The 22,417-nt window shown below is 50.2% G+C and carries 15 protein-coding genes and 1 pseudogene; 3 read left to right on the top strand and 13 right to left on the bottom strand.

Annotated elements, in window-relative coordinates; translation table 11 throughout:
- Positions 1-8 precede the first annotated feature (8 nt).
- The 7 genes from PKO02S_RS18575 to PKO02S_RS18545 all read right to left on the bottom strand — a co-directional run bounded on the left by PKO02S_RS18575 (position 9) and on the right by PKO02S_RS18545 (position 10,453).
- Positions 9-1,049 carry a Gfo/Idh/MocA family protein gene (locus PKO02S_RS18575; RefSeq protein ID WP_127585341.1) on the bottom strand — a complete coding sequence of 347 codons (1,041 nt, stop codon included), beginning with the start codon at positions 1,047-1,049 and terminating at the stop codon, positions 9-11.
- 23 nt (positions 1,050-1,072) lie between these two features.
- Positions 1,073-3,244 (bottom strand): exo-rhamnogalacturonan lyase family protein, encoded by a 2,172-nt coding sequence (locus PKO02S_RS18570; RefSeq protein WP_127585340.1) that lies wholly within the window; start codon positions 3,242-3,244, stop codon positions 1,073-1,075.
- A 76-nt stretch (positions 3,245-3,320) separates the two neighbouring features.
- A complete protein-coding gene (locus PKO02S_RS18565; protein ID WP_127585339.1) occupies positions 3,321-4,316 on the bottom strand; it encodes a Gfo/Idh/MocA family protein in 996 nt (331 codons plus the stop codon).
- A gap of 124 nt (positions 4,317-4,440) precedes the next feature.
- On the bottom strand, positions 4,441-6,018 hold the full coding sequence (locus PKO02S_RS18560; RefSeq protein WP_127585338.1) for an extracellular solute-binding protein: 1,578 nt from the start codon (positions 6,016-6,018) through the stop codon (positions 4,441-4,443).
- Between the two features lie 56 nt (positions 6,019-6,074).
- Entirely contained in the window at positions 6,075-6,956 is an 882-nt protein-coding gene (locus tag PKO02S_RS18555) for a carbohydrate ABC transporter permease (protein ID WP_127585337.1), read from the bottom strand.
- A gap of 21 nt (positions 6,957-6,977) precedes the next feature.
- The gene (locus PKO02S_RS18550) at positions 6,978-7,679 is read right to left on the bottom strand and encodes an ABC transporter permease (protein ID WP_307720029.1); all 702 of its coding nucleotides are present in this window, start codon (positions 7,677-7,679) and stop codon (positions 6,978-6,980) included.
- A 470-nt stretch (positions 7,680-8,149) separates the two neighbouring features.
- Positions 8,150-10,453, bottom strand: coding sequence for a helix-turn-helix domain-containing protein (locus PKO02S_RS18545; RefSeq protein WP_127585336.1), 2,304 nt, complete (start codon positions 10,451-10,453; stop codon positions 8,150-8,152).
- Positions 10,454-10,886: 433 nt separating this feature from the next.
- Between PKO02S_RS18545 and PKO02S_RS18540 the strand changes: the two genes are divergently transcribed.
- The gene (locus PKO02S_RS18540) at positions 10,887-15,443 is read left to right on the top strand and encodes an exo-rhamnogalacturonan lyase family protein (RefSeq protein WP_127585335.1); all 4,557 of its coding nucleotides are present in this window, start codon (positions 10,887-10,889) and stop codon (positions 15,441-15,443) included.
- Between the two features lie 179 nt (positions 15,444-15,622).
- On the opposite strand, the pseudogene PKO02S_RS18535 reads toward PKO02S_RS18540, so the two are convergent.
- The 4 genes and pseudogenes from PKO02S_RS18535 to PKO02S_RS18520 form a co-directional block, all read right to left on the bottom strand.
- Positions 15,623-15,858 (bottom strand): annotated as a pseudogene (locus PKO02S_RS18535) (IS4 family transposase); the annotation flags it as partial.
- A 129-nt stretch (positions 15,859-15,987) separates the two neighbouring features.
- Positions 15,988-16,257 (bottom strand): hypothetical protein, encoded by a 270-nt coding sequence (locus PKO02S_RS18530; protein WP_127585334.1) that lies wholly within the window; start codon positions 16,255-16,257, stop codon positions 15,988-15,990.
- A 69-nt stretch (positions 16,258-16,326) separates the two neighbouring features.
- Complete coding sequence (locus PKO02S_RS18525; RefSeq protein WP_127585333.1) at positions 16,327-16,539, bottom strand: hypothetical protein; 213 nt, start codon at positions 16,537-16,539, stop codon at positions 16,327-16,329.
- A 92-nt stretch (positions 16,540-16,631) separates the two neighbouring features.
- A complete protein-coding gene (locus tag PKO02S_RS18520; RefSeq protein ID WP_127585332.1) occupies positions 16,632-17,615 on the bottom strand; it encodes a Gfo/Idh/MocA family protein in 984 nt (327 codons plus the stop codon).
- A gap of 207 nt (positions 17,616-17,822) precedes the next feature.
- On the opposite strand from PKO02S_RS18520, the gene PKO02S_RS18515 reads away from it, so the two are divergent.
- On the top strand, positions 17,823-18,359 hold the full coding sequence (locus PKO02S_RS18515; RefSeq protein WP_127585331.1) for a hypothetical protein: 537 nt from the start codon (positions 17,823-17,825) through the stop codon (positions 18,357-18,359).
- On the opposite strand, the gene PKO02S_RS18510 is transcribed toward PKO02S_RS18515, so the two are convergent.
- Positions 18,334-19,539 (bottom strand): GNAT family N-acetyltransferase, encoded by a 1,206-nt coding sequence (locus tag PKO02S_RS18510; RefSeq protein WP_164821538.1) that lies wholly within the window; start codon positions 19,537-19,539, stop codon positions 18,334-18,336. The two genes, PKO02S_RS18515 and PKO02S_RS18510, sit on opposite strands and share 26 nt — an antisense overlap.
- A gap of 303 nt (positions 19,540-19,842) precedes the next feature.
- Here PKO02S_RS18510 and PKO02S_RS18505 point away from each other — a divergent pair, with 303 nt between their 5' ends.
- Entirely contained in the window at positions 19,843-21,264 is a 1,422-nt protein-coding gene (locus PKO02S_RS18505) for a C40 family peptidase (RefSeq protein WP_127585329.1), read from the top strand.
- Positions 21,265-21,600: 336 nt separating this feature from the next.
- On the opposite strand, the gene PKO02S_RS18495 is transcribed toward PKO02S_RS18505, so the two are convergent.
- On the bottom strand, positions 21,601-22,417 hold an 817-nt coding region (locus PKO02S_RS18495; RefSeq protein WP_164821537.1), incomplete at its 5' end, for a molybdopterin molybdotransferase MoeA.

The following is a 22,417-nucleotide window of genomic DNA, read 5'->3' as shown; positions in this document are numbered from 1 at the left end:
CATGCCTATTACACTTCTTCCAATCGGCCGGATTTTTCGGCCCTCGCCATGGCGGTGATGATTTGAATTCCCTCGACAATGCTTTCCGTATAGACGTCCTCTTCCATTCGGTCTCCTTGGATCGCTTTGTAGAACACATCCCACTGGTAATTCCCATGTAAGTCGGCGCTCACATGCCTGCGTTCGATCATTGATTTATTAGCCGCATCTTTCGTAATCAGCGACAGGTGCGACACGCCATTGAATGCGTCTGCTTCGAGGGGCTCGATATTGCGACTAATGGTTCCCCTTTCAAAGTTTAGGAGCATCGAGTTCTTATAGCTCTGCCCGTCGCCGATACAGAAGGAGGCATATATGTTGCCTATGGCGCCGTTCTCGAACAGGATGCCGAGCTGTGCATTATCCGGCGTCGGACGCTCTGTGAACATCCGCGAATGCATGACCTGAACCTGCTTCGCATTCCCAAATAGCTGCACGAGATCGTTGATCAGATAGATGCCGAGTCTGAAAATAGGAGCGACCGGACATTGGTTGGGATCGTCATACCATTTGCCATCGGCCTTTTCCCGATAATTCGCCCACACGTCGCAGCGGCATCCGATCAGTTGACCTAGGTTATGCTCCCGAATCCAATCCTTGATCTGCCGGAGATCGGCGGGCAGGACCGGCGAAGGCGAATTCATATGTACAATGCGACCGGCCCGCTTCGCCCTCTGCAGAATCTCCAGCGCTTGAGCGGCATCCGTTTCAAACGGCTTCGTGGTCATCACATGTTTGCCCGCGGCGATGATGCGGCCAATCAGCTCCGCGCGCCCGGCCGGACCGGTAAACAGGGCGACCGCCTCAATCTCGCGATCCTGCAGCAGGTCGTCAAGCGCGAAGTACGCCTTGACTCCATACTGCTCGGCTATCGTCCGCGCTTTCTCTTCGAACACATCGCAAACGGCGGCGATTTCGAAATACGCTTTACCTCTATCCGCCGCTGATAGACTTTGAAGCATATGTCTGCCGAAATTGAGGCCTACTACGGCTATTTTGATCCTGCTCATGACCCGACCTTCTTCCGCATGTTTTAGAGCTTGATACCTGCCTTTAGGATCGTGCGATAATAATAAAAGATCGGATAATAGTATTGGGCGAACTTTTTCGGACTGTCTCCCCAAAAAATGAGCGCATCGCCTGATCTTTCCCTTTCTTTCCCTCCTTGCGGAGCAGCCTTGATTGCCTCTTCGAATGTGACTCGGCCGGCTTCCAGATATTTGGAGTCGCCGGTAAATTCGTAGGCGTAGGAGAGCGATTCCAGACAGATCGGATTGCTGTGCAGATGCTGCGTGCTCGGCAGTTCTTTATAATAGAACATGCCCGTTTCTTTCACGTAGCAATGCTCCACATAATCCTCCATCGCGTCCACGATCATTTGCTTGATCCGTTCTTCCGGGCGGATTCGATAATAGCGCATCAAGCTGTTGACGGCGATACAGATCATGAAGCCGGAACGAAAAACCACATGGCCCGCCGCTGGAGCCAGCCAGGCGCCGTACTTATTTTTCCAGGCTTCGAAATGATCGACGATATGGTAGGCGGATTGCAGCCATTTCTCGTCATAGGTCTCGTTATAGAGGGCTCCCAGACTGCGAAGCGCCCAGCCGCTTTCTCTTGCGGAAATGCCGCCCTCGCCTTGGTAACGGGGAGTTGCCAGCAGCCTCCTTACATTTTCTCCGATGCCTATTGCCGCCTCGAGTGCGGATTCTTCTCCGGTCAGGTGGTAATAATCAAGCAAGCCTTCTACCCACTCATGACATACTTTAACTTCGCCCGTTACATGGTCGGCTGAATGCATCACTTGACCTTGATAACGAAGGGGATCAGGACTGTAATGGAGAATATCCACATCTTTCCAGTGCTCTGCCGCTCTCAGCAAATAGTCGTAAAACCTTCTTTTCCCGGTTCTCGCATACAGGTGCATCATGGCATGCGGCAGATCATATTCGTTATTCACCCAAACCCAATCACCGCCGCCTCTGCCTTGAGACGTATAGTTTATATCCGGCGCATCGCCCCAATACAGCATGCCATACGTCTTCGCGCGTCCGTCAGCCATACGATAAAATGCGCGTTCCACCCAATCTTTCGTTTGATCGCCGGGAATTGATTCGATCATGCCGGCGCGCTCGAACGCAGCGGACTCCAGAATAGGATGATCCGCAAGCTGGAATTGCAGACTGCGCACATTCACCTCTTCCAGCGTTTCGTCCCCGCCATGCACATGCAGGAACAATCGGTGTGTTTTGCCCATCCCCTGCAGCATCGTGATCGGATGTCCCGCAGGAATGATGCCGACGGTAATTTCTTCCTCTGTAACATCCAGCGATTTAGGGCAATTTTGCAGGGCCTGAAACAACGTAACGCTAATTCCGCCTTGCTGCTGTCCGGACAGATCCACCCAGAATGTACCCGCAAACGTCTCCGGCTGGTCTTCGATAAATTCTTTTTCGAGAAGCTCAGCTGTAAATGTACACGACAACCGTTCTCCCGCCGATCCGCTCTTCATCCTGCGATCGACTTCGGCGCGGCTAATCCCCAACCGAAGCTGATCGGATGTCACAATATTCGGCGTAGTACGAACATACAGCTCAGCAGCATGAATCACCTGCTCGCTTTCGGGCTCCTTATTGACAATCTGATAATCGATCGCCAGCCAAGGCTTGCCGGCATACGCATAGATCCGGACGACAAAATCAAACCAGTGGCTCTCATTGGCGCGACTGCGGTGCTTTCCTTTGGCTTCCACAGCGCAGCGGACCGGACCTGATTCGATGATACGCCAGCCTTCTGCGGAAATCTCGCAATTATACTCTTGATTGGATGCATCTCGAAGCGATGGCCCAACCACATCATGAGTGGATACACATCCCTCTCGCTTCAACGAGTGGAATAAACCCGTTCCTCCCGGAGCCGTCAATTCGGCTTCTATCGCACCCGTGCGGATCACAAACGTTCCATTGTCCCGATCGATCGTTACCGGTTCCGAAGGCGCTGCCGTAACGCGATCCGTCGAAATAGTGAATCGTTTGCCCAGATTGGCCGGAAGATCGGCAAGAAAATGCACCAACAGCCATTTTACGGAACCATCGGGCCACTTGGCGGTTACCCTTGTTTGCGTTGGTACGGCCGCGTTGCCGTCAAGGACAGATACTCTTGTGGAATCGGTTAATACCCCTTCCGCGAAAGGCACCGCAATCATGCTTGGTTCCTCACGCCTTGGATACATGGAAATCTTTTCAAAATGCAGCGATATCATGAGCGCATCTCCTTCTCCGTCAAGCTTCGAAATAAACAATACGACCTTCATCGGCCGATATACGCGCCTTGAGACAGGCCTCCGTTACGAGGAAAGATTGTTCGGCGGTTACCTTGCACGGGCCTTCCCCGCGCACTTGTTGCAGGAAATCCGTGAATATTTCCCGCTTCGGGAGCAGGGGCATCTCCCGTATCCCCGGCTGAGCATCATTGATCAATAAGACTTTGCCTGCCTGGGCCTCCAGCACGCCTGTCGTACCGACAATCCGGATTCGGTCGTCATCATGACTGGAAGCTTGCCTCGGTCTCAAGTAATCGATCGTGGCCGAACCGAATACTTCATGGCTGAATGTAAAGTGACACAAGGCCGTGGATTCCAAATCTCCATGACCGTTATTGGCTTTGGTAGAATGGGCGGCATAAACCGAATAAAATTTCTCTCCGCTAAGCGCATGCATCCAATCGATGGCATGGCTGCCTACCCAAGGGATGGTGCCCCCGTAGGTTTCTCGTTTCGTATATAACGCACTGCGTTTCCCCAATTTGTATGATTTTTGCGCATTCATTAATCGGATTTCGCCAATCGATCGTTCCTCGAGTAGGTTTTGTACGGTAAGAAACCAATCTTCGTATCGGATACCCAGCATGGCGGCCAAATGTACGTTGGACTTGTCGTAAGCCGCTCTAACAAGATCCAAATCTTCCAATGTGGTAGCGATCGGTTTCTCGACAAAGACATGAATGCCTCTGTTCAGCGCTTCAATCGCAACGGCCGCATGATCGTTAAAATGACAGGCGACAGCCGCAATGTCAGGCTGCAAGTCGTCCAGCATTTGGGTATAATGCTGATACTGAATAGGCGTATACCCATAATCTCCGGCAAGCTTCAGGAGACTCTCCGTTTCTTCGCCTTGGGATCCCGGGGCGATCCCGATCAAGTCCGCATCGGTCTGGCCGCGCAATCCCTTCAAGACGTATCCGGTATGACCCGTCGAACCAATCAGACATACTTTCATAAGTGGCCTCCATCGCAATCACGTTGTAATGAACCCGAAACATTCTATATCTGCAAATCGCGATTCTAAATAGGAAGGCAGCTGCTGCCTTCCTATTTAGAGTTTTTTTGGCCTTCCTGGATTATTAAGAAGCTTTCAAAGCACGTTGATACGCCGCATTATAAGTCTTGACCAGTTCATCCAAGCCGCGTTGTTTCAATTCTTCGACGTATTTATCGAAATTAGACAACGGTTCCTGCCCGATGATGAACTTGATCATGTACTCGCTCGTTTTGTCCATAATCGGCTGCAGGTTTTTGGAAACGATATCCTGCTCCGCTTGCGTAAAGCTCAGTTGCGGGTCCTGCTTGGTCCAATCGGGCTTTGAAGTCTCTACGGCAGCGGCCAATAGCGTGCCTTCATTGCGATCCTTGAACAGGTTCTCCATCGGAGCGGTAAAGAAAAATCTGGATGTGCCTAAGCCTATATTTGTGAGATTATTCGGCATATCTTTCTTGAACTCTTCCGTATATTGCGGTTTTCCATCCTTCATGGTGTAGCTCGTGCCTGCAATGCCATATTGCGTCAGAAGCTTGCCTTCAGGACTGAACAAGAAATCGAAATATTTGACAATCAGTTCCGCGTTTTTGGATTTGGACGAGACCGCCATAACTCCCTTCAGACTGTAATCCGGCAATAGCTCTCCTTTTCCGTTTTTATCCTTTAGCGCTCCTCCGCCCACCATCTTGGCTTTCGGATTTTCTTTCTTGAGCACATCGGTGAAGAAATCGGTGCGGCCCGGGTTGAAGAAGACGGATCCCACATTGCCTTTGCTAACTTTGGCTTCCCATTGCTGCTTGGATATGATCGCAAATTCAGGATCAATTAATTTTTCATTGTATAATTTGTTCAAGAATGTCAGCGCGTCTTTCATCCCGGGAAGAGCAGGGCCGAACTGATATACGCCTGCGCTGTTCAAATACATGCGCGGATCCGCTCCAAACGATCTGAAGATCGGGAAGTTGTTATACCCTTGCGGAGCGAACGGTATCGTGTCCTTGCCGCCCAATTGCGCATCTTTGAAAGCCTTGAGGACTTTATAAAACTCATCTGGCGTTGTAGGGACTTTCAAATTCAACTGATCCAACCAATCCTGCCTGTATTGCGGAACGGCAGCGGTGGTACCTGGCATAGTGAAATAGGGAATTCCGTAGATTTTCCCGTCGGAAGCCCGTAAGGAAGCCTCTAAGCCCTCATCCTTGATCGATTTCATGATGTTGGGACCGAACTTTTTGAGCAAGTCGTCCAGCGCCAAGAAGGCTCCGTCCATGCCGTACTTTTTCGCCGAGGCGATGTCCGAATCCATGACATCCGGCAAATTTCCGGAAACCAGGGTCACCTTGAATTTATCGGTGTAGCTTGCTGTGGGAATGTTGGTCAATTTCAGCTGTACATTCGTCTTTTTTTCAATTTCGGCAAAAATAGGTTCATTTCCCGATTGCGGTTTCGTATCATGGGCGGCGGAGAAAATTTCGAACGAACCCTTTTCCTTCAGCGGAAATACGGCTGCAGGCGATGCACTTGACGCCGTACCGGCAGACGGCGCCACGCTTGGGCTTGACTGCGCGCCCGATCCTGAATCCGAGCTGCTGCATCCCGCAGCGCCGATCACCATAGCCGATCCGGCCGCCATCAGCCAAGAGATTTTCTTGAATCTCCTCATTTTTCGAACCCCTCCTAAAATTTTTTCGAGATTTATGGTAAAAAGCTTGCGCTTCTTCACCCTTTCAGCGATCCGATCATGGCGCCTTTGACAAAATATTTCTGGATAAACGGGTATACGAGGATGATCGGCAAAGCAACGATCATGATGGTTGCATATTTGAGTGGTTCCGCCATAAGGATCGTCTCCGTGCCCATGCCCTGCCCCCCCGTGATATCGGCCGTTTGTCCCAGCAATACGATCTTTCGCAAAAATAATTGCACGGGATACAAGTGCTCACTCTGCAAATAGATCATTGCCGGAAAATAGCTGTTCCAGTGACCGACGGCATAAAACAAGGCAATCGTTACGAAAGCGGGCATGGATAACGGCAATAGGATGCGAAACAAAATATGCATCGACGACGCGCCATCGATCGTGGCCGCTTCTTCCAGCTCTTTGGGCAAGTTTTCAAAGAAGGTCTTCATCAGAATGACGTTCCATGTACTGACGGCGCCTGGAATCAAGAGCGCCCAATAAGTATCCACCATGCCAAGCGACTTCACAATCAAGAAGGTAGGAATCAAACCGCCGGAAAACACAAGCGTGAATGTAATCATGATCATGAATGGTTTGCGGAATACGAGATTCTTCCTGGAGAGCGGATAAGCCATTAAGCAAGTAAGCAACATATTGATTGCCGTTCCGACCACGGTATAGAAGACGGTGTTCGCATATCCGATTCTTAATTCCGGGTAACTTAATATGGTTTTGTACGCCTTCAAGCTGAAGCCGACCGGCCATAAAAAGATTTTATTTTTCAATACCGCTGTCGGATCGCTGATTGAGGACGAGAAAACGTATAGAAACGGATATAAGGTAACGATCACGACGAACCAAACGAGGATCCGCGAAACATTGGCAAAGATTCGGTCTCCCCAGCTATCGGCGATTTTCATTGGATGTGCCCTCCACCTGGTTTACCATATACTAGTTTCCGTTACTTTTTTGCTGATTTTGTTCGCCGTGAACACGAGAATGAGACCTACGACGGAATTAAACAAGTCGACCGCTGCTGCGAAGCTGAACTCGCCGGAAATCAACCCTCTGCGGTAAACGTATGTCGACAGCACATCGGCCGTTTCATACGTGACCGGATTGTATAACAGAATGATGGATTCAGCGCCGACGCTCAGGATATCGCCCAATTGCAAAATGAGTAAGATGACGATGACAGGTAAAATTCCCGGGAGCGTAACATACCAAACTTTTTTAAGCTTACTGGCTCCATCTATGGAAGCGGCTTCATACAGTTCCGGATTAATCCCCGCTATCGCCGCTAAGTAAATGATCGTACCCCATCCGACCGATTTCCATATGCCCATGCTGATGAATATGGTCCTGAAATAATCTGGAATCATAAGAAACGAAATCGGATTGACACCGAATAGGCCCAAAAGTTTGTTCACGAGCCCGGTGGATGGCGAAAGAAAATTGACGACAAGTCCGGCAATGACAACGATAGAAATAAAATGCGGCAAAAAACTGATCGTCTGACTAATCTTTTTGAACCAGGCATTTCTCAATTCATTGAAAGCAAGCGCTAAAATAATCGGGGCTGGGAAGGCAAACAGGAGTTGATACACATTGATGAGTAGCGTATTTCGGATCAGCCGCCACATATCCGGCCCTTGAAAAAACTCAATAAAGTACTTGAATCCCACCCACTCGCTGTGAAAAATGCCTTTGTACAGATTGTATCTTTGAAAGGCAATGAGGACTCCATACATGGGGGCATACTTAAAAATTAGAAAATAAAGGATTCCGGGAAGCAGCATGAACAAAAGCAAGCGGTCTCTTTTGATTAAACGTAAGGTTTGTTTCAATTCATCGCCCTCTCTTGATCGCAACCATTCGAATGTCTTCTTTTTCGCATCGTGTTGGATCTGTCAACTGTTTGTTAAACCGATCATAAAAGCGGTTTCAATTCGATTCAAGCATTCAATTTCCAACGGGAATTCAAATTCTACATTCTGGGTAAACGGTCTCCTTACACAGTCGGTCATGTTTTTTCTGCGACACTCATTTTCTACATTTGCTCCGCAACAGCCCCCGGCAAAATTAAAACAGCCCCGCAATGCGGGGCTGTTTATCAAGACGAGATGTCTCTGAATTTCCCAGGCGTCATCCCTTCCTGTTTTTTGAAGGTGGTAATAAAAGTATTTTTGTTCAAGTAGCCGACTTTTTCCCCAATCTCGTCAATATGGAGATTTTTTTCTTTAAGCAGCAGCTCTTTGGCATGTTCAATACGCACCTGATTGACATATTGGACAAAATTAACGCCGGTCTGGTCTTTAAAATAGCGGCTCAAATATTTGGGATTCAATTTAAAATGATCGGCAAGTGTGGTCAAAGAAATATCGCTGTGATAATGGGATCCGATATAAAGAATCATCTGATTCTTTAATTCGTCGTTCTTGCTCTCCTTTTTCCCGTACAACGTTTCGATCATATACCGGTAGATGCCAAAGACTAAGTCCTTCATGCTGTCCAGGCTCACTATTTCTTTGTTCATGTAAATGCTGATGACGGCTTCGTCAAACACTTCTTCGTTATTGACGCTGCTCCTTTGGATGATTTTGTTTGCCGTAGCCATTAGGGTGTTGTACAGATCGTTCAAGAGCTGATAGGTCTTAATGGCCTGTCTATTCCTGTCTATGATTTCATTCAATACCTGCTCGAGCTTGACATAATCGCCGGAAAGGACGTTTCCAATGATTTTCTGTTCCAGATCGATCGGATAATCCACAAACTTTTGTACGAAGTTGATGTCTCTATGTTGAATAAGCTGGATCGTTTTGTCCAGTTCACGGTAATTTAAGGCTTCCAGCGCTTCTTCGTAAGATCGGTTCACGGTCATTAAATCCTCACACGGTCTTCCTATGCCTAGTGCAATGGTACAGCGAAAGTTTTCAGGCAATTCGGAAATTCCCTTCATGGCCGCCTGCAATTTCAGAGCGAGATAGTCTTCTTTTTCATAATTGGCCAAAATGGAAATTTGATTTCTGCCTATATTCGTTACCATGCAAGAGATATCGTCTTCGTTGTTCAATGTCTGATTAAACACTTCGATAATGCGGCTATTAAAATTCATTTGTTGGAAAGTGGTGCTTGAAGGATCGGTCATCTCGATCTTGACCGCGATAACCGAAAAGTACGGATACTTAGAGCCTGCCGCCGAGACTGGCCTGACCTTCATCCGTTCTTCCGGTATGCCCAGGATCATCGTTTTCGCATAATAATCCTTCAAAAGTGAAATATGCTCCGTTTCGCTTTGCATCAGCTGTTGATTTCGATCCGTAATGTAATGGATGTGGTTCGAGATCAACTCCAATTCGCTTATTTTTTTCTCCTTTTTCCAATCCGCCCCGGACTTATCGAATTGGAACGACCTCACGATTTCACCGATCGGCTTGTATAAGTTTTTAGCCAGGAAGATGGACAGCATAACGCCTAAACTAAGTAGGAATAAACTGGTGATCACCATCCAATTTCGTAAAAAGAAAACCGGCTTTAAAACATGTGCCGCCGACGAAAACGCGATATATTTCCAATCCGTTACATTGGAATGAAACTGGGAAACGAAGTAATCGTTATATCGAGCTCGATTGGAAGGGGTTTCAACCAAAGTCTCATTAAAAAAAACCTGCATCTGCCGTTCCGAGAATTGTTCAACAAATGGGTTCGTATCCGATTCAATGATCGGTTGAAGCTGATCGTTTAAGATATAAAATCCGGTTTGAGCGTCCGTTGGATTCACGGAATTAATCATGGATACAAATTTATTCTCGTTAATTAAGACGACAATGGTCCCCCTGATCTCATCGTTGTAAAGGGGAAACGACAATAAAACAACGATATAACGGTTGCCTTTCCCAGACCCGTCTTTCAGCCTGAAGGTGCCCAGATCTTGAAAGACATTTCGATCCTGCAATTTCTGCAGCAGTTGTTCTTGATCATTCATTTCGGGTTTATACACATAGTTGAAGAAATAATCCGGATAATATAAACCCGACTCCGTGATAATCCAATTCTTATCCTTATAATAAACGTACACATCGTCAATAAAAGATTGCGTACCCTTGATGCGATTTAATGTTTTGGTAACGTCAAGCAATTTCAATGGATTGCCGGAATCGACATCAACGGTCAACGAAATTTGATACAAAGTTTGCTTGACTTCCTCCATTTTCTGCTCAATGTTGACATAAACATGCTTCAACAAGATATCGTTGTTCTTTTTCACTTCCTCTTGAAGCGCATTCGTGAAAAGAAAATAAGCCAAACTTCCAAAGATAAGGATTGGAACCAAGATTAAAACAATAAATGAACTCAAGAGCTTAAAAAAAACACTGCTCGTATTTGGAAAATGCACGTGCAGCCTTCTATTCTTCATCTCGATGCACCCCCTGGAAAAAGATCAAAAGCGAACTCCAATCAAGTTCTTCCCCCATGATTGAACCCTTGCCATTCGGAACCTTCACCAGTTGTTTTGTGGATTCTTTGTGCCAATATAGAATACGGGGACACAAGAAGTCAATATAGTTTTCTGCAAATATACAATAATCTGTTAACAAAGAATTTAACTGTCGAAAAAGCGTTCAATGCCGTCAGTATACGGAATTGGACGTTTTTCAAACATAGGGATTGTGGAATTTTCACTATCCGTGTGGAATTTGAATGATTGATTTCATGTCGGTCTGCTTGTAAGTTAATCATGACATCGCTTACACAACAAACACATCTAAGGGAGGAGGAGGTGACAATAGCTGCTTAAGGCTTGTTAAAAGTAGCAAGCGAAAAAATAATTCATAGGAGGCAGAGGTAAGATGATTATTATGATTAAGAAACGCTTAATAAGGACTAGAATTGGACGATTTATTTCAATCCTTCTAGCTCTAGGAATGCTGTTCAATTATTCGAGCGGACTTACGATCACCGCAAACGCGACTCCTTCCCTATCGTGGGAGCTGGACTATACCGATTCTTTTACCTATATTGACGAGATTTTGAAAGATCCAGAAAATGTCGTTCCAACCCCCTTCAATGAATGGAATATGATTAACTTTTCACGGTATAACGGCTATTCCGGAGAAAGATTACTTAACGCTACGGGGACTGGCAGTATAGGAGTCGAAGCCCCGGAAGGGCAGTATTACTTTGGAGTGGTGATCATAGCTGCGGAGGGTACAGATCCTACCCTGTCGCTGAAATTGAACGGTGTGGTTAAAGCTGCGTTCAGTGCGCCTTATCCGGACAACCGTTATTATCTATACTTCACTGAGACGCCTGAGAATTTCAACGAAGGCGATAGTGTGGTGGTAGACGCGAATGGTGCTCAAGCCCGTGTCGCCGGGTTCGTTTTTACCGAAGTTAAGCCCGACGCAACTAAAAGAGGATACTCGATCGACGATGTGGCTGCTGTGTATCAGCCGGGTTTCCCTTACAGAACGGACGGGAAAACGGCCATTCGCTTTACGTGGACCACTTCATGGGCAGCCACGGGCACAATAGAAATCACCGGGGGCAGCCTGAGCGGCACCCTAATCCTTCCCTTTAATACGGAAGGGCGGCTGCACCGTATTGACTGGTTTGACTTTGAGCCAACGGAGACTTACTCCTGGACAATCAAAACAACCGATCTTGACGGAAATCCAGTTACTTCAGGACCGCATACGGTAACCGCCAGTCTTCCGGTTCATTCTGGAACTGTTGCTGGTACGCATACAATCGCACTTCCTATAGTAAACAACTCGGATAGTGACCTGACGAAGTGGCCGACTCGCACCAGCGTACCCTTTGCTGAAGGAACGCTTTACAGCGATAATTACGTGAGAGTTGTCGATAGTGTGTATGCCCCCGTCCTTGCACAGACCTCCGTGTTAGGGCGATGGGACGACGGTTCTGTCAGATGGCTTGAGGTCGAGTTCATAACCGATATAACGGCGGGAGCAACGAAAAATTATACCTTGCAGTACGGTCTGAGTGTTGAGAATGAATCTTCCGGCAGCCTAGTGACTGTGACGAACAGCGTATATGAAATTAATACCGATTACCTGAAAGTCCAAATCGATCCCCAAAACATCAGTATTCCCGGAAAAATATGGATGGATTTGACAGGCAGCGGAACTTATTCAGGAAATCCCATAACACAGAATGGAAAGGCTTCTGTCACCATCGAAAACGGAAATATTTTTACATCCATAGGCGCAGCTGAAGAAGTGCGGGTAGAGTCAACAGGGCCTGTTCGTGCCACAATTTATGTCAAGGGACATCATAAAAGGAATAATTTCCCTCAATCTCAGTATGAAATCCGTATTCACGCTTATAAAGGCTCACCTCTCCTTTGGTTGGAATACACCCTCGGCAGCGATGGAAACTCCGCCTTTACGAAGATAAAGTCTCTCACTCTCGATATACCTATTGTGGAAGGGGTTGATTCCGCTAAAATTGGCGGCGAAAATGGTACTGTTCATGAAGTGAATAATTTGACATCTCCCGCCGTTCTGTCCCAGATGAAGGACAGCTCTTATACCGTAACAGGCGGGGTGTACGGATCCAGAGCTGACGGATGGGTGGAGCTTGCCTCCGACACGGCTGCTACCACAATTGCCACCAGGTACTTCTGGCAGAATTACCCGCAGCAGATTAAAATCAGCCAGGATAAGATAAGCATAGATATTATGCCTCCGTTCCAGACAAGCGATTATGCGACTGACACTAGCAGCCAAATGGAAAAGGATAAGCTGTATTACCATATGCAAGAAAACTTATATAAGTTGGCTGCGGGTATGAGCGTGCGTCATGATTTTCTGCTGGCCTTTGGGCAGGAAGCAAGCAATGTTCCTACAGAGTATGTGAACAGCGCGCTGAAAGCGGATTTGGATAGGGATGTGTATGTACAGTCCGAAGTATTTGGTGCTATGAGTACGGATCCCGGTCACTTTTCTACTAAGCTGGATGAGGTTTCAGCAAATCATATCAGCACCTATAAAAATGGCCTCGATGCACAAAGGGCATACGGGATGCTTAATTTCGGCGACTGGTGGGGAGAGCGTGTGGTCAACTGGGGCAACCTGGAATACGACCTCGCCCAAGCGCTTCTTCTAACCTATGCTCATACGGGCAATAAGGACGCATTTATCCTCGCGGAGCAAGGTGCGTTGCATCAGATGAACATAGACATTAAGCGCGTGCATTGGGATCCCGCTCTAATCGGTCATCAAACCAAACACTCTATGGGTCATGTGGGCGTGTACTTTAATGCAAAGCCCAGTTATGGAAGCAATGCGATAATTCTCAGTGAAGGAGACTTGGGGCACAGCTTTATCTCGGGTTTGGTCAGTTACTATGAGATGACGGGTGACCGAATGGCTCTTGAGTCCGCGATCAAGGTTGCGGATCAATTGATCGGCTTTGACAGGGATATCTTAAAAGGCCTTAATCATTTCAAAGATTGGACGTTTGACTTTGACCGGTATATCGGCTGGCCGCTTCTGCTTTATTCGTCGGCTTATGAAGCCACCAGAGACCCGTACTATCTAAATGCCAGCCGCCTGATAATCAGGGAAGCTATAGACACCCAAAGCGCTGAAGGAGCATGGTTAAAGGTGATGGTAGACGAATGCAAGAACAGCATCCCCTCTCAGTGCTACGGTATTATGACGTACCAGTTTGGCATACTTACCGCCGGCATATTAGAATATTACAAACTAACAGGCGACGAGACAATACCTCCCATGATTGTAAAAGCGGTCCAAACCTTTTTCGATTACAACTACGATGAAGCAGGCAGGGATATCCTCTATCTTAATGAAAGTTTACAAGCTCAAAAAGAATATTGGGCCGACGCCATGGCTCCGGCCTTGGCAGCAGCGTATGAGTTCACGAAGGACGACCCGGAATTAGCGAGTTTTAATGACAAGGTTGCGTATGTGTTTGCAAGACTCATGACATCCCGATTGGAGATGACCACTTCAGGGGACAACGGCAAAAATTTGGGAATGCTCCTAAGATTCGACCCCCTCGCCATGAAAACGGCTGACGAAATCTATGAAATTATACCCAAGATTAGCGTACAGTCGATCGAAGTAGAGCCGACCGATATTGAAATTGAGGTGAGTGGACATTACGATCTTATTGCAACGGTATTACCCTCCGATGCGTTATACGGTAAGATCGAATGGTCGTCCAGCAACACGGCCATTGCCACTGTAACATCTGCCGGACGGGTGGTAGGAAGATCAGCCGGAACCGCTATAATAACGGCTAATCTATACGGCAAAAAAAGCTCCATCGTCGTTACGGTCACCAATCCTGCTCCTGTAAACAGCGGGCAGCTTATTACGATAAACCCGGCAACAGCTCCGTTAGGTGCCACCGCAGCCGGTCGAGTCTGGTTCGCAGTAAATGTCCCTGCTGGGGCTAATGCACCTGTAATTTCAGTCTATAACTCGAATCAAGCTGTAGTGACGCCTAATTCAACGGGTACTCAACGTGGCTATTGGTTCTGGAACTCAGCAAATCTTAATACGGCCAATGGCCTAGTACCGGGAAATACCTACACTGTAGTTATTACAGCTACGTTAGGTAAGGCTACGGAAACTTATACGGCAAGCTTTACTGTGGGTAGCAGCGGAAATCAATATACAAACCTCGTTATGTTCAATGAGGTAAGGGTTATGGATTATGACCCGGTGCTGTTCACAGGGAATAAGGTTTATCCCTATGTAAATCCAAGCGCTCATCGCGGGTTTTATGCCACGGTTGTAGAGAATGTTTACACTACGGCTGTCGTTACTAATTCTATGGGGAACGGGATTGCCGCAGCCCAACATGAGATGACCCCCCCACCATGGACGATGGATTGGAGAGCTGTAAACACTACTCCTGTTGGCGACTATAACCTTACTGTAACGGCATTGTCCGGCGGAATTACGGAAACCTATACTGCCACCATCACCTTTACTGATACAGGTTATGGCGATGCACGGTATACTACTGCTTTGTCAAATGGAAGGTACAAGACGGAGTATGCCGAATTCTTGGAAGGGAAGCCTAGTCACAACTACGATGGCAACATGAGTTTTGCGATTCACTTCACAACCCTTCCTGTTGCTACAGGCACAACGAATTCGACAAACCCGGCACAAGGTGTGGAGTTTGAATACAGGACGCTAGAGCACATTACACCTTCATATGAAATATTGCTGAACGGCGTCCCGACTGCCGCTGTTTGCCAGATTGACGAGGAAACGGGCGAAGGCACGATTACCGTCTCCCTGAACGCTCCCTTAAATGACAACGATGCTATCGTGTACAAATTGACTCCCGGCAATACATTTGCCTCAGGGTTTGTCAGCGGAGGCTATGTGTACTCGCCGTAGTGGTGGAGTGTATGGGGCTGGGACAAAACTAGCCAAGAAAAATAATTAAAAATGGTTCCAACCATTGGACTTGGGTGGTTGGAACCATTTTTTGTGAGCTATTTCATTCTTAGATGGCTCATCGATTATTTATGGTAGCATGCTTTGTTAACTCAACTTTCGCAGCATGAAATCGGCAATCAAGCCTTGATGTAGATGGGCAATGCAGACATCCATTGCTGGAGTTGACGCTGAATCAGGGCTGAAAGCCTTCTGCCTGCTTTTGTAGCCACTTCGTTGATCAGATCGAGCAGTTGTTGCAAGGCAATTGCCCAATCCATCGTCCCTACTTCATCGCACAGCAAAAATAAAATAATCCGCCGAAGGAGCGAGCATCCGTACTTTGCCGATACTGCCAACTGTTCATCAAGACGTAAGATGCGGTTGCTCCGGCTGCCAAAGCGCGATCCAGCATGGAGGTTTATTCGGCCAGCCGATTCCTCCGGACGAATGCGCATCGATACAGTTGTCATGGTTTCCCCCATCTCCTCACTCGGTTACATACTTACTTGGTATGCACTTCTCCACCTGGATACAGCGTCGGGCTAGACAAACGTTTCGGCTGCAGCAATGGTCCGCCGCTCCGCTGCGCTATGTCAATCGGCCGGCTAGCATAAAGCTCCGCCTTCCCCTCGCCATACACGATCACCTGCTCGGTGCCGGATCCGGTCAAGTCCGTATGGACCACGTAGCCCTCCATCGGGAAGGAGGCGACCGACTGCATGTCCCCGTCATACAAGGTCGGGTACACCCCGCCGCCACGGCGATAGGCCAATATGTAGTCCAGCCCGCAGGTTAAAATCGCGGTCCATCGCCCACAGCTTGTGATACCGGCCCTTCAGGATCACTTCGCCAGCAAAGGCGCCGCCCGATAAATTCGCGACCCCTTGCGCCTGAAGGGGCGGGCAACCGCGATCCCATACTTGAAAGTCCCATCTCTTCGCTGGCAGGCGAAGGTGTCGATCGTCCCGACCGCCGTCCCGGAGGAATCCTCGGCTATGAATCGAAACGTATCCCCGAGCTTCTGCTGCACGGCGAATTTCGAACCACAAAGCATCAAAAAAGCAACCGCCCGCACCTGGACGATTGCTCGCTCAACCCACCTACAACCGCTGCACTAACAACTGCCCAGACACACGACTGCTGCACCTACAACTGCTGCACTGCCAATTCCCTGCCCACCCGATGCGACTCGTACATCGTGTTGACCACTTGCACGACGCTGCGCGCGTACTCGCCGCTCACGCTCGGATCCGCGTCGCGATCCAACGCGTCCAGCAAATCGCGATACTGCAGCACGAACGTATCCCCCAGCTCCGGCAGCTCCACCGGCTCATACTTGCCGTCTCGGCTGATCCACAGCCCCGAACCGGTCGCGAGCCGCAGCATCCCGTCGGTGAACAGGAACTCCGCCTCGTTGCGGTTCACCCCGCCGTAGCCGCTCTGCGAGATCGTAGCCGTCACGCCGGACGCCGTCTCCACATAAGCGAGCCCGCTCGATTCAACGTCGCCGACAGGGAACCCGTAGGTGAACGAGGCTTTCACCTTCACGATCGGGCTGCCCGTCATCCATTGGATGCGGTCGATCGAATGCGTGCCGAGGTTGGTGAACACCCCGCCGCCCGCTTGAGCTTTCCAGTAGCACCACTGCGGCCGATTGGGTTGGTAGTATTTCATATGCCGCATGTCGTTGATCGTGATCAGCTCGCCGAGCTGCTTCGATTCGATGATCGATTTGGCGACGATATTGTCCCGAATATAATGAATCGTATGCCCGACCATCAGCTTCAGCTTAAGCCGGCGATAGGCGTCGATAATCGCATTGCAATCCTCGAGCGACGGCGCCATCGGCTTCTCCAGCATCATGTGACAGCCCTGCTCGGCGCACCAGATCGACACTTCCCGATGCAGAAAAGGAGGAAGTGTGTTGACGACGATGTCCGGCTTCTGCTCCAGCACCATCTCCTGATAGTTCGCATAAGCCTTCACACCGTACTGCTCCGCCGCTTGTTCGGCCCGCTCCCGCACAATATCCGCCACGCCGACGAGCTCGAGCTGCTCCAGCTTCTCAATCGCCTTCAGATGACCGCCCGAAATATTGCCGGTTCCGATCACACCGATTTTGTATCTCATTGTTCGCACAACCTTTCAACGCCAGCTTATCAGTCCTATAACAATTGTAGAGTTGCCCGAACGCAGGGACAAGTCGATTAATTGTCTTTTTACCGCAGGAAGAATAAGTTCCCCCGCCGAGGACAACCTAGCCCCAAGCCCAGCCCCTGCTCCTTGCCAAACCGTCCGTTAACCGAACAAGCCAACCAACAAAAGGAGACTCCACGCATGCGCATGCCAAGCAGCCACAGCTACTGCCACACATTCCGTCGTGCTCCACGTAAGTATCGTACCGCCTTGTCCTTTATCCTAACAATCGCCGTACTGCTAGCCGCTAGCTCAACCTCCAACTCAGTCACAGCAGCACCTTCCCAAGAGGCGCAAGTGTTCGACATCAAATTGGGCAAAATCGTCCATACGTTCCCCAATACGCCAGAGCTCAGGCTGGAAGTGGAAAAATGGATAGGCTCCATCGAGGGATTGGTTGCCGCCGTCAACCCGGAGCCGTTAGAGGGGGTCATTATCCGTATCCCGTTGAACCCGGTGCTCCAGATCAACAACGAATGGCTCCGAAACCGAGCCGTGCAAGCCTTCCTGTTCGTAAGCCATTCGACTGTCGACAAACCGGCGCTGCTGCTTCTGGACGAACAAGAGCAACCGATGGTGTACAGGCTGAAAATGAGCGCAGGACCGTTCCTCGACCAGTACGGCCTTCGACGCTACTTGGACTCCGGCATGGTCAGTAATAATCCGACAAATATGTAGATGTTCTAGGAACCAGCAGCTCCAGCATCTCGATCGTACGCGCCTCCGCCTTCAACCGCCCGAACCGATGAAGCGCGGAAGGTCGTTTGTACCCCATCAGCATGGCTGTTAGCGTCCCGATGTCGCAGGCGAACTGCAGCTCCGGCGATGCGTCGACCTCCCCTTCAACATCAACTCGCTTAACAGCCGCCCGACCATCCGCCGCTACAGCCCACTCAAAACAACCGTCGTTCCACGGTGCTTGCCGATCCGTTATTTTTACCTGCAAGCTAACGCTTTCGCCGACCCCTTCAAATCGATACAACCCCAAAAACCCGGCCACATCCACAAGCCTCGCCATAAAATAAGGTGTTGTGACCATCCGAGCGTCGGGATTGTCCAGCAGGAAAGGAAGCGGATCGTCGGCAGGCACTTTCAACGTGATCGTCTGAAACATCGAATCGTGATGGACGATAAACTTCCACAAGCCGGCCCAAGCGTCCATATCCAACCAGATCAGTTCGCCGATTTTCATCTGGCGGTTTTTCATTTCATATAACATGTACCCGCGCGCCCGGCCTTCACCGTCCCGATACACGACAGCCTGCCCTTTCTTTTGCCGGAACACAAAATACTTCCACCACCGCGCATCCCGAGCCAGCATGCCGTTATATTGCGCCGCGTAAGCCTCGTAGATCCCGCTCAGCAGCTCCGGGTCTCGAGCCACTCGTGTCATCGTACCGGAAGCCTCAAGCCCCTTGGGCAAATGCGAAGCATCCAGCTCGTACTCGACATAGTCGATGTACAGCTCCCACCCATACTTGCGATAAAACGAAATGGCAAACGGATGCAAACAAGAGATCGTCCGCCCTTCCGCTTTCATCACTTCCAGCCCTTTGCGCAGCAGCCTGGCCACCATCCCCTGCCGCCTGAATTCCGGCCAAGTCGCCACACTCGCCACGCCGCCCATCGGAATCGGTTGACCGTTGATGTAGAGCTGCAGCGGGTGAATCGTCATTTTTGCCGCCATTTTGTCCCCGACGAAGCAGCCCCAGATAGAGCCCGGCAACGTGAATGATTTCCGTTCGGCGCGTTCCTCCTCGGTCAGTTCATATTGAAAGGCGAAGCAGGACAAATCCAAGCTCTCATCCAGCTCATCCTCTCGCAACGGCCGTATGACTTCCTTCCATTCCATCTCCATCCTTCTTTTCTCCTCTCTACTCAAAAATAAGCCAAAAGTCATGCGAGCGGGTAAAATCCGCCCCTTCCGAACTTCTTTTTTCCGACAAAACCTGACAACGCACATCGTCAATCGAAAACATAACGCCGAAAAACCCGAAGGATCTACGACAAAGGGCCCACACTGCTGTTTTCCGATCGTTCATGGCCCACAACTGGTAATATTTACAGCTTAATTTACCAAAATTAACTATGGTATATTCAGGCTGAAATGCTGTCCAAATCATACCAATTATTTAACGATGAAAAGGAGACTGCTAGCTGAATGAAATCCAAATCGATCCTCTTGACGCTGCTGCTGGCTTTGCTGCTTACCGTCTCCCCGATGCAAGCAGGAGCGGCCTACTCGATTCCCGTCGAGCAAATTACCGTTGTGGCCACGGTCAATTTCCGAGAAGCTCCTTCCACAGCCGGCGAACGTATCCGCTATTTGCAAAAAGGGGAAACGCTTACACTGTTAACACGCGTAAACGCCAGCTGGCTGCAAGCCCGCGATGAGAACGGCGTGACCGGGTACGTCTCCTCGTCCAGCCAGTATGTATCGCTCCAAACCGTCCTGTTGTACCCGGAGCCGAACGGCCGTATTGTGAGCTCGGTTTCTTTTCGGGAAGCTCCTTCTACGGAAGGAACCCGCACTCGCTACCTGCAAAAAGGCGAGCCGGTATGGATCCTGGAGCAGGTGAACGCCTACTGGTACAAAATCGCCGACAACAACAGCATAATCGGATACATAAGCACGAGCGACAAGTATGTGGACAGTGCGTTTGCACCTGCTGCTCCGGCTCCAGCACCAACGCCGACGCCTACACCAACTCCGACACCGACGCCGAAACCAACGCCGACGCCAACACCGAAACCAACACCAACGCCGACACCGAAACCAACGCCAACACCGACACCGAAACCAACGCCGACGCCAACACCAACACCGACACCGAAACCAACGCCGACACCGAAACCAACACCAACACCGACACCAACGCCAACACCGACTCCTAAGCCAACTCCGGCGCCTGAACCGAATGGTACGGTTGTGAGCTCCGTTTCGTTCCGCGAAGCGCCTTCTACGGACGGTACGCGTATCCGCTACCTGCAGAAGGGCGAGTCGATATGGATTAAGGAGAAGGTCAACGCCTACTGGTACAAAATCACCGATAGCAAAAACGTAGTCGGATACGTCAGCACCGATACCAAATACATAAGCACGACCTACATGCCGCCTACACCGCCTCCGATCGACCCATCGGCCGCCGCCAAGAAAGTGATCGACGCCGGCCTGAAATATTTGGGCACGCCTTACGAATTCGGCTCCGACCGGAGCGATACGTCGACGTTCGATTGCTCCGACTTTGTCCGGCAAGCGTTTCTCGACGGGATTCAACTGAAGCTGCCGAGCGACTCCAAAGCCCAAGGCAACTACGTCAAGGAGCATAATGCGATCCAGACCGACTGGCGCCAGCTGCAACCGGGCGATTTGCTCTTTTTCATGGATTACATGGGGTCCAAAGCTTCCGATTATGCCGGTGTCGACAAGTCGAAAGAAATCATTTCCCACGTAGGCATCTATATGGGCGAAGGAAAAATGCTGCATACCTATTCCGTCAGCTCAGGAGGCGTTCGTGTAGATTCGATCGCAGGCACCGCCTGGGAGCACCGGTACTTGTTCGGGGGCAGCACACTGCCCTAAACAGCACGTCCAGTACGCATATTATGGACAACCAGTAGACATTAGCGGAAAAACTGGGCCTTTACCCTAGGGCATCTGTCCAGTCTCACCGGCTCAAACTGCATATGATGCATTATCTGGAATCCGAAAGGAGGATGCGATCATGGGTGCAGTTGGTGGATTTGGATTTGGAAATTGTATTGGCATAATTTTGGTTCTGTATATCCTGCTGGTGATCATAGTTTGCTCCGGTTGGTGCTAATCTGAGGCCTTCGAATGCCTCCCTGGGAAAAGGCATACCACAAGCCGCAAGCGGCTTGCCGGTATGCCTTTTTTCCTGTGGACGGGGGAGATCAGCTATAGCCTGATGATCCGTACGACGGCGCCCGGCTGCACGCCTTCCCCTCCGGGAGGGACGACGATCAGGCATTCGGCCTCGCGCAGCGATAGAAGGTCGCTCGACTTGTTCCCGGCGCAAGGCATCGCATAGACGCGCCCGCCATTCAGCCGGAGCTTCGCGCGTACATAGCGCTCGAGGGCGATGCCTTTGATCGGGGCGCCGTCCAGTATCGCTTCTTCGTAAAGCTGGAGCGGTGCAGGCGGGCCGGGATGCGTCGATGAAAGCGACAATTGGGCCGCTGTCGCTCGCGGCTCGCCCAGCAGGCTTTGCAACGCCGGCCGCACGAGCAGCCGAAAACCGACCAAGCAGGCGCCGGGATTGCCCGACAGCGCGATGAGCAGACGGTCGTTCCTGCAGCCGGCGGTCGTCGGACTGCCGGGGCGCATCTGCACCTTGTTGAACAGCAGCCGGCCGCCCCAGGTATCGAACAGGTCGACCATCACATCATGGTCGCCTACCGAGACCCCGCCGCTCGTTAACAGCATGTCGTACTCACCCGAGTCGAGCGCCTGCCGCACGACGGGCAGCACGTCCTCCAGGCGGTCGGATACCGCCTGGAGCTGCTCAGCTTCGCCGCCGGCCTCGGCGACGAGCGACGCCAGCATCGCCGAGTTGCTGTCGCGGATGCGGCCGGGCGCCAGCGGCGAAGGCGCATCCACCGGCAGCAGCTCGGCGCCGGTGGCGAGCACGGCGACGCGCGGCCGGCAGCGCACGGCGACGCGGGCGTGGCCGAGCGACGCCAGCACGGCGAGCTCGCCCGCGCCAAGCGGCGTG

The organism is Paenibacillus koleovorans NBRC 103111 (assembly GCF_004000845.1).
In the GTDB taxonomy this organism is placed as follows: domain Bacteria; phylum Bacillota; class Bacilli; order Paenibacillales; family NBRC-103111; genus Paenibacillus_AA; species Paenibacillus_AA koleovorans.
Note: the sequence above shows the minus strand (reverse complement) of the source record. Positions and strands in the feature narration are given on the sequence as shown.

Excerpts from the sequence above, each read along its gene's own strand:
- PKO02S_RS18525 (WP_127585333.1), bottom strand. The coding sequence starts at position 16,539 with ATGCTTTGTGGTTCGAAATTCGCCGTGCAGCAGAAGCTCGGGGATACG.
- PKO02S_RS18565 (WP_127585339.1), bottom strand. The coding sequence starts at position 4,316 with ATGAAAGTATGTCTGATTGGTTCGACGGGTCATACCGGATACGTCTTG.
- PKO02S_RS18520 (WP_127585332.1), bottom strand. The coding sequence starts at position 17,615 with ATGAGATACAAAATCGGTGTGATCGGAACCGGCAATATTTCGGGCGGT.
- PKO02S_RS18505 (WP_127585329.1), top strand. The coding sequence starts at position 19,843 with ATGAAATCCAAATCGATCCTCTTGACGCTGCTGCTGGCTTTGCTGCTT.
- PKO02S_RS18545 (WP_127585336.1), bottom strand. The coding sequence starts at position 10,453 with ATGAAGAATAGAAGGCTGCACGTGCATTTTCCAAATACGAGCAGTGTT.
- PKO02S_RS18540 (WP_127585335.1), top strand. The coding sequence starts at position 10,887 with ATGATTATTATGATTAAGAAACGCTTAATAAGGACTAGAATTGGACGA.
- PKO02S_RS18575 (WP_127585341.1), bottom strand. The coding sequence starts at position 1,049 with ATGAGCAGGATCAAAATAGCCGTAGTAGGCCTCAATTTCGGCAGACAT.
- PKO02S_RS18510 (WP_164821538.1), bottom strand. The coding sequence starts at position 19,539 with ATGGAGATGGAATGGAAGGAAGTCATACGGCCGTTGCGAGAGGATGAG.
- PKO02S_RS18555 (WP_127585337.1), bottom strand. The coding sequence starts at position 6,956 with ATGAAAATCGCCGATAGCTGGGGAGACCGAATCTTTGCCAATGTTTCG.
- PKO02S_RS18560 (WP_127585338.1), bottom strand. The coding sequence starts at position 6,018 with ATGAGGAGATTCAAGAAAATCTCTTGGCTGATGGCGGCCGGATCGGCT.
- PKO02S_RS18515 (WP_127585331.1), top strand. The coding sequence starts at position 17,823 with ATGCGCATGCCAAGCAGCCACAGCTACTGCCACACATTCCGTCGTGCT.
- PKO02S_RS18570 (WP_127585340.1), bottom strand. The coding sequence starts at position 3,244 with ATGATTGCGGTGCCTTTCGCGGAAGGGGTATTAACCGATTCCACAAGA.
- PKO02S_RS18550 (WP_307720029.1), bottom strand. The coding sequence starts at position 7,679 with ATGTGGCGGCTGATCCGAAATACGCTACTCATCAATGTGTATCAACTC.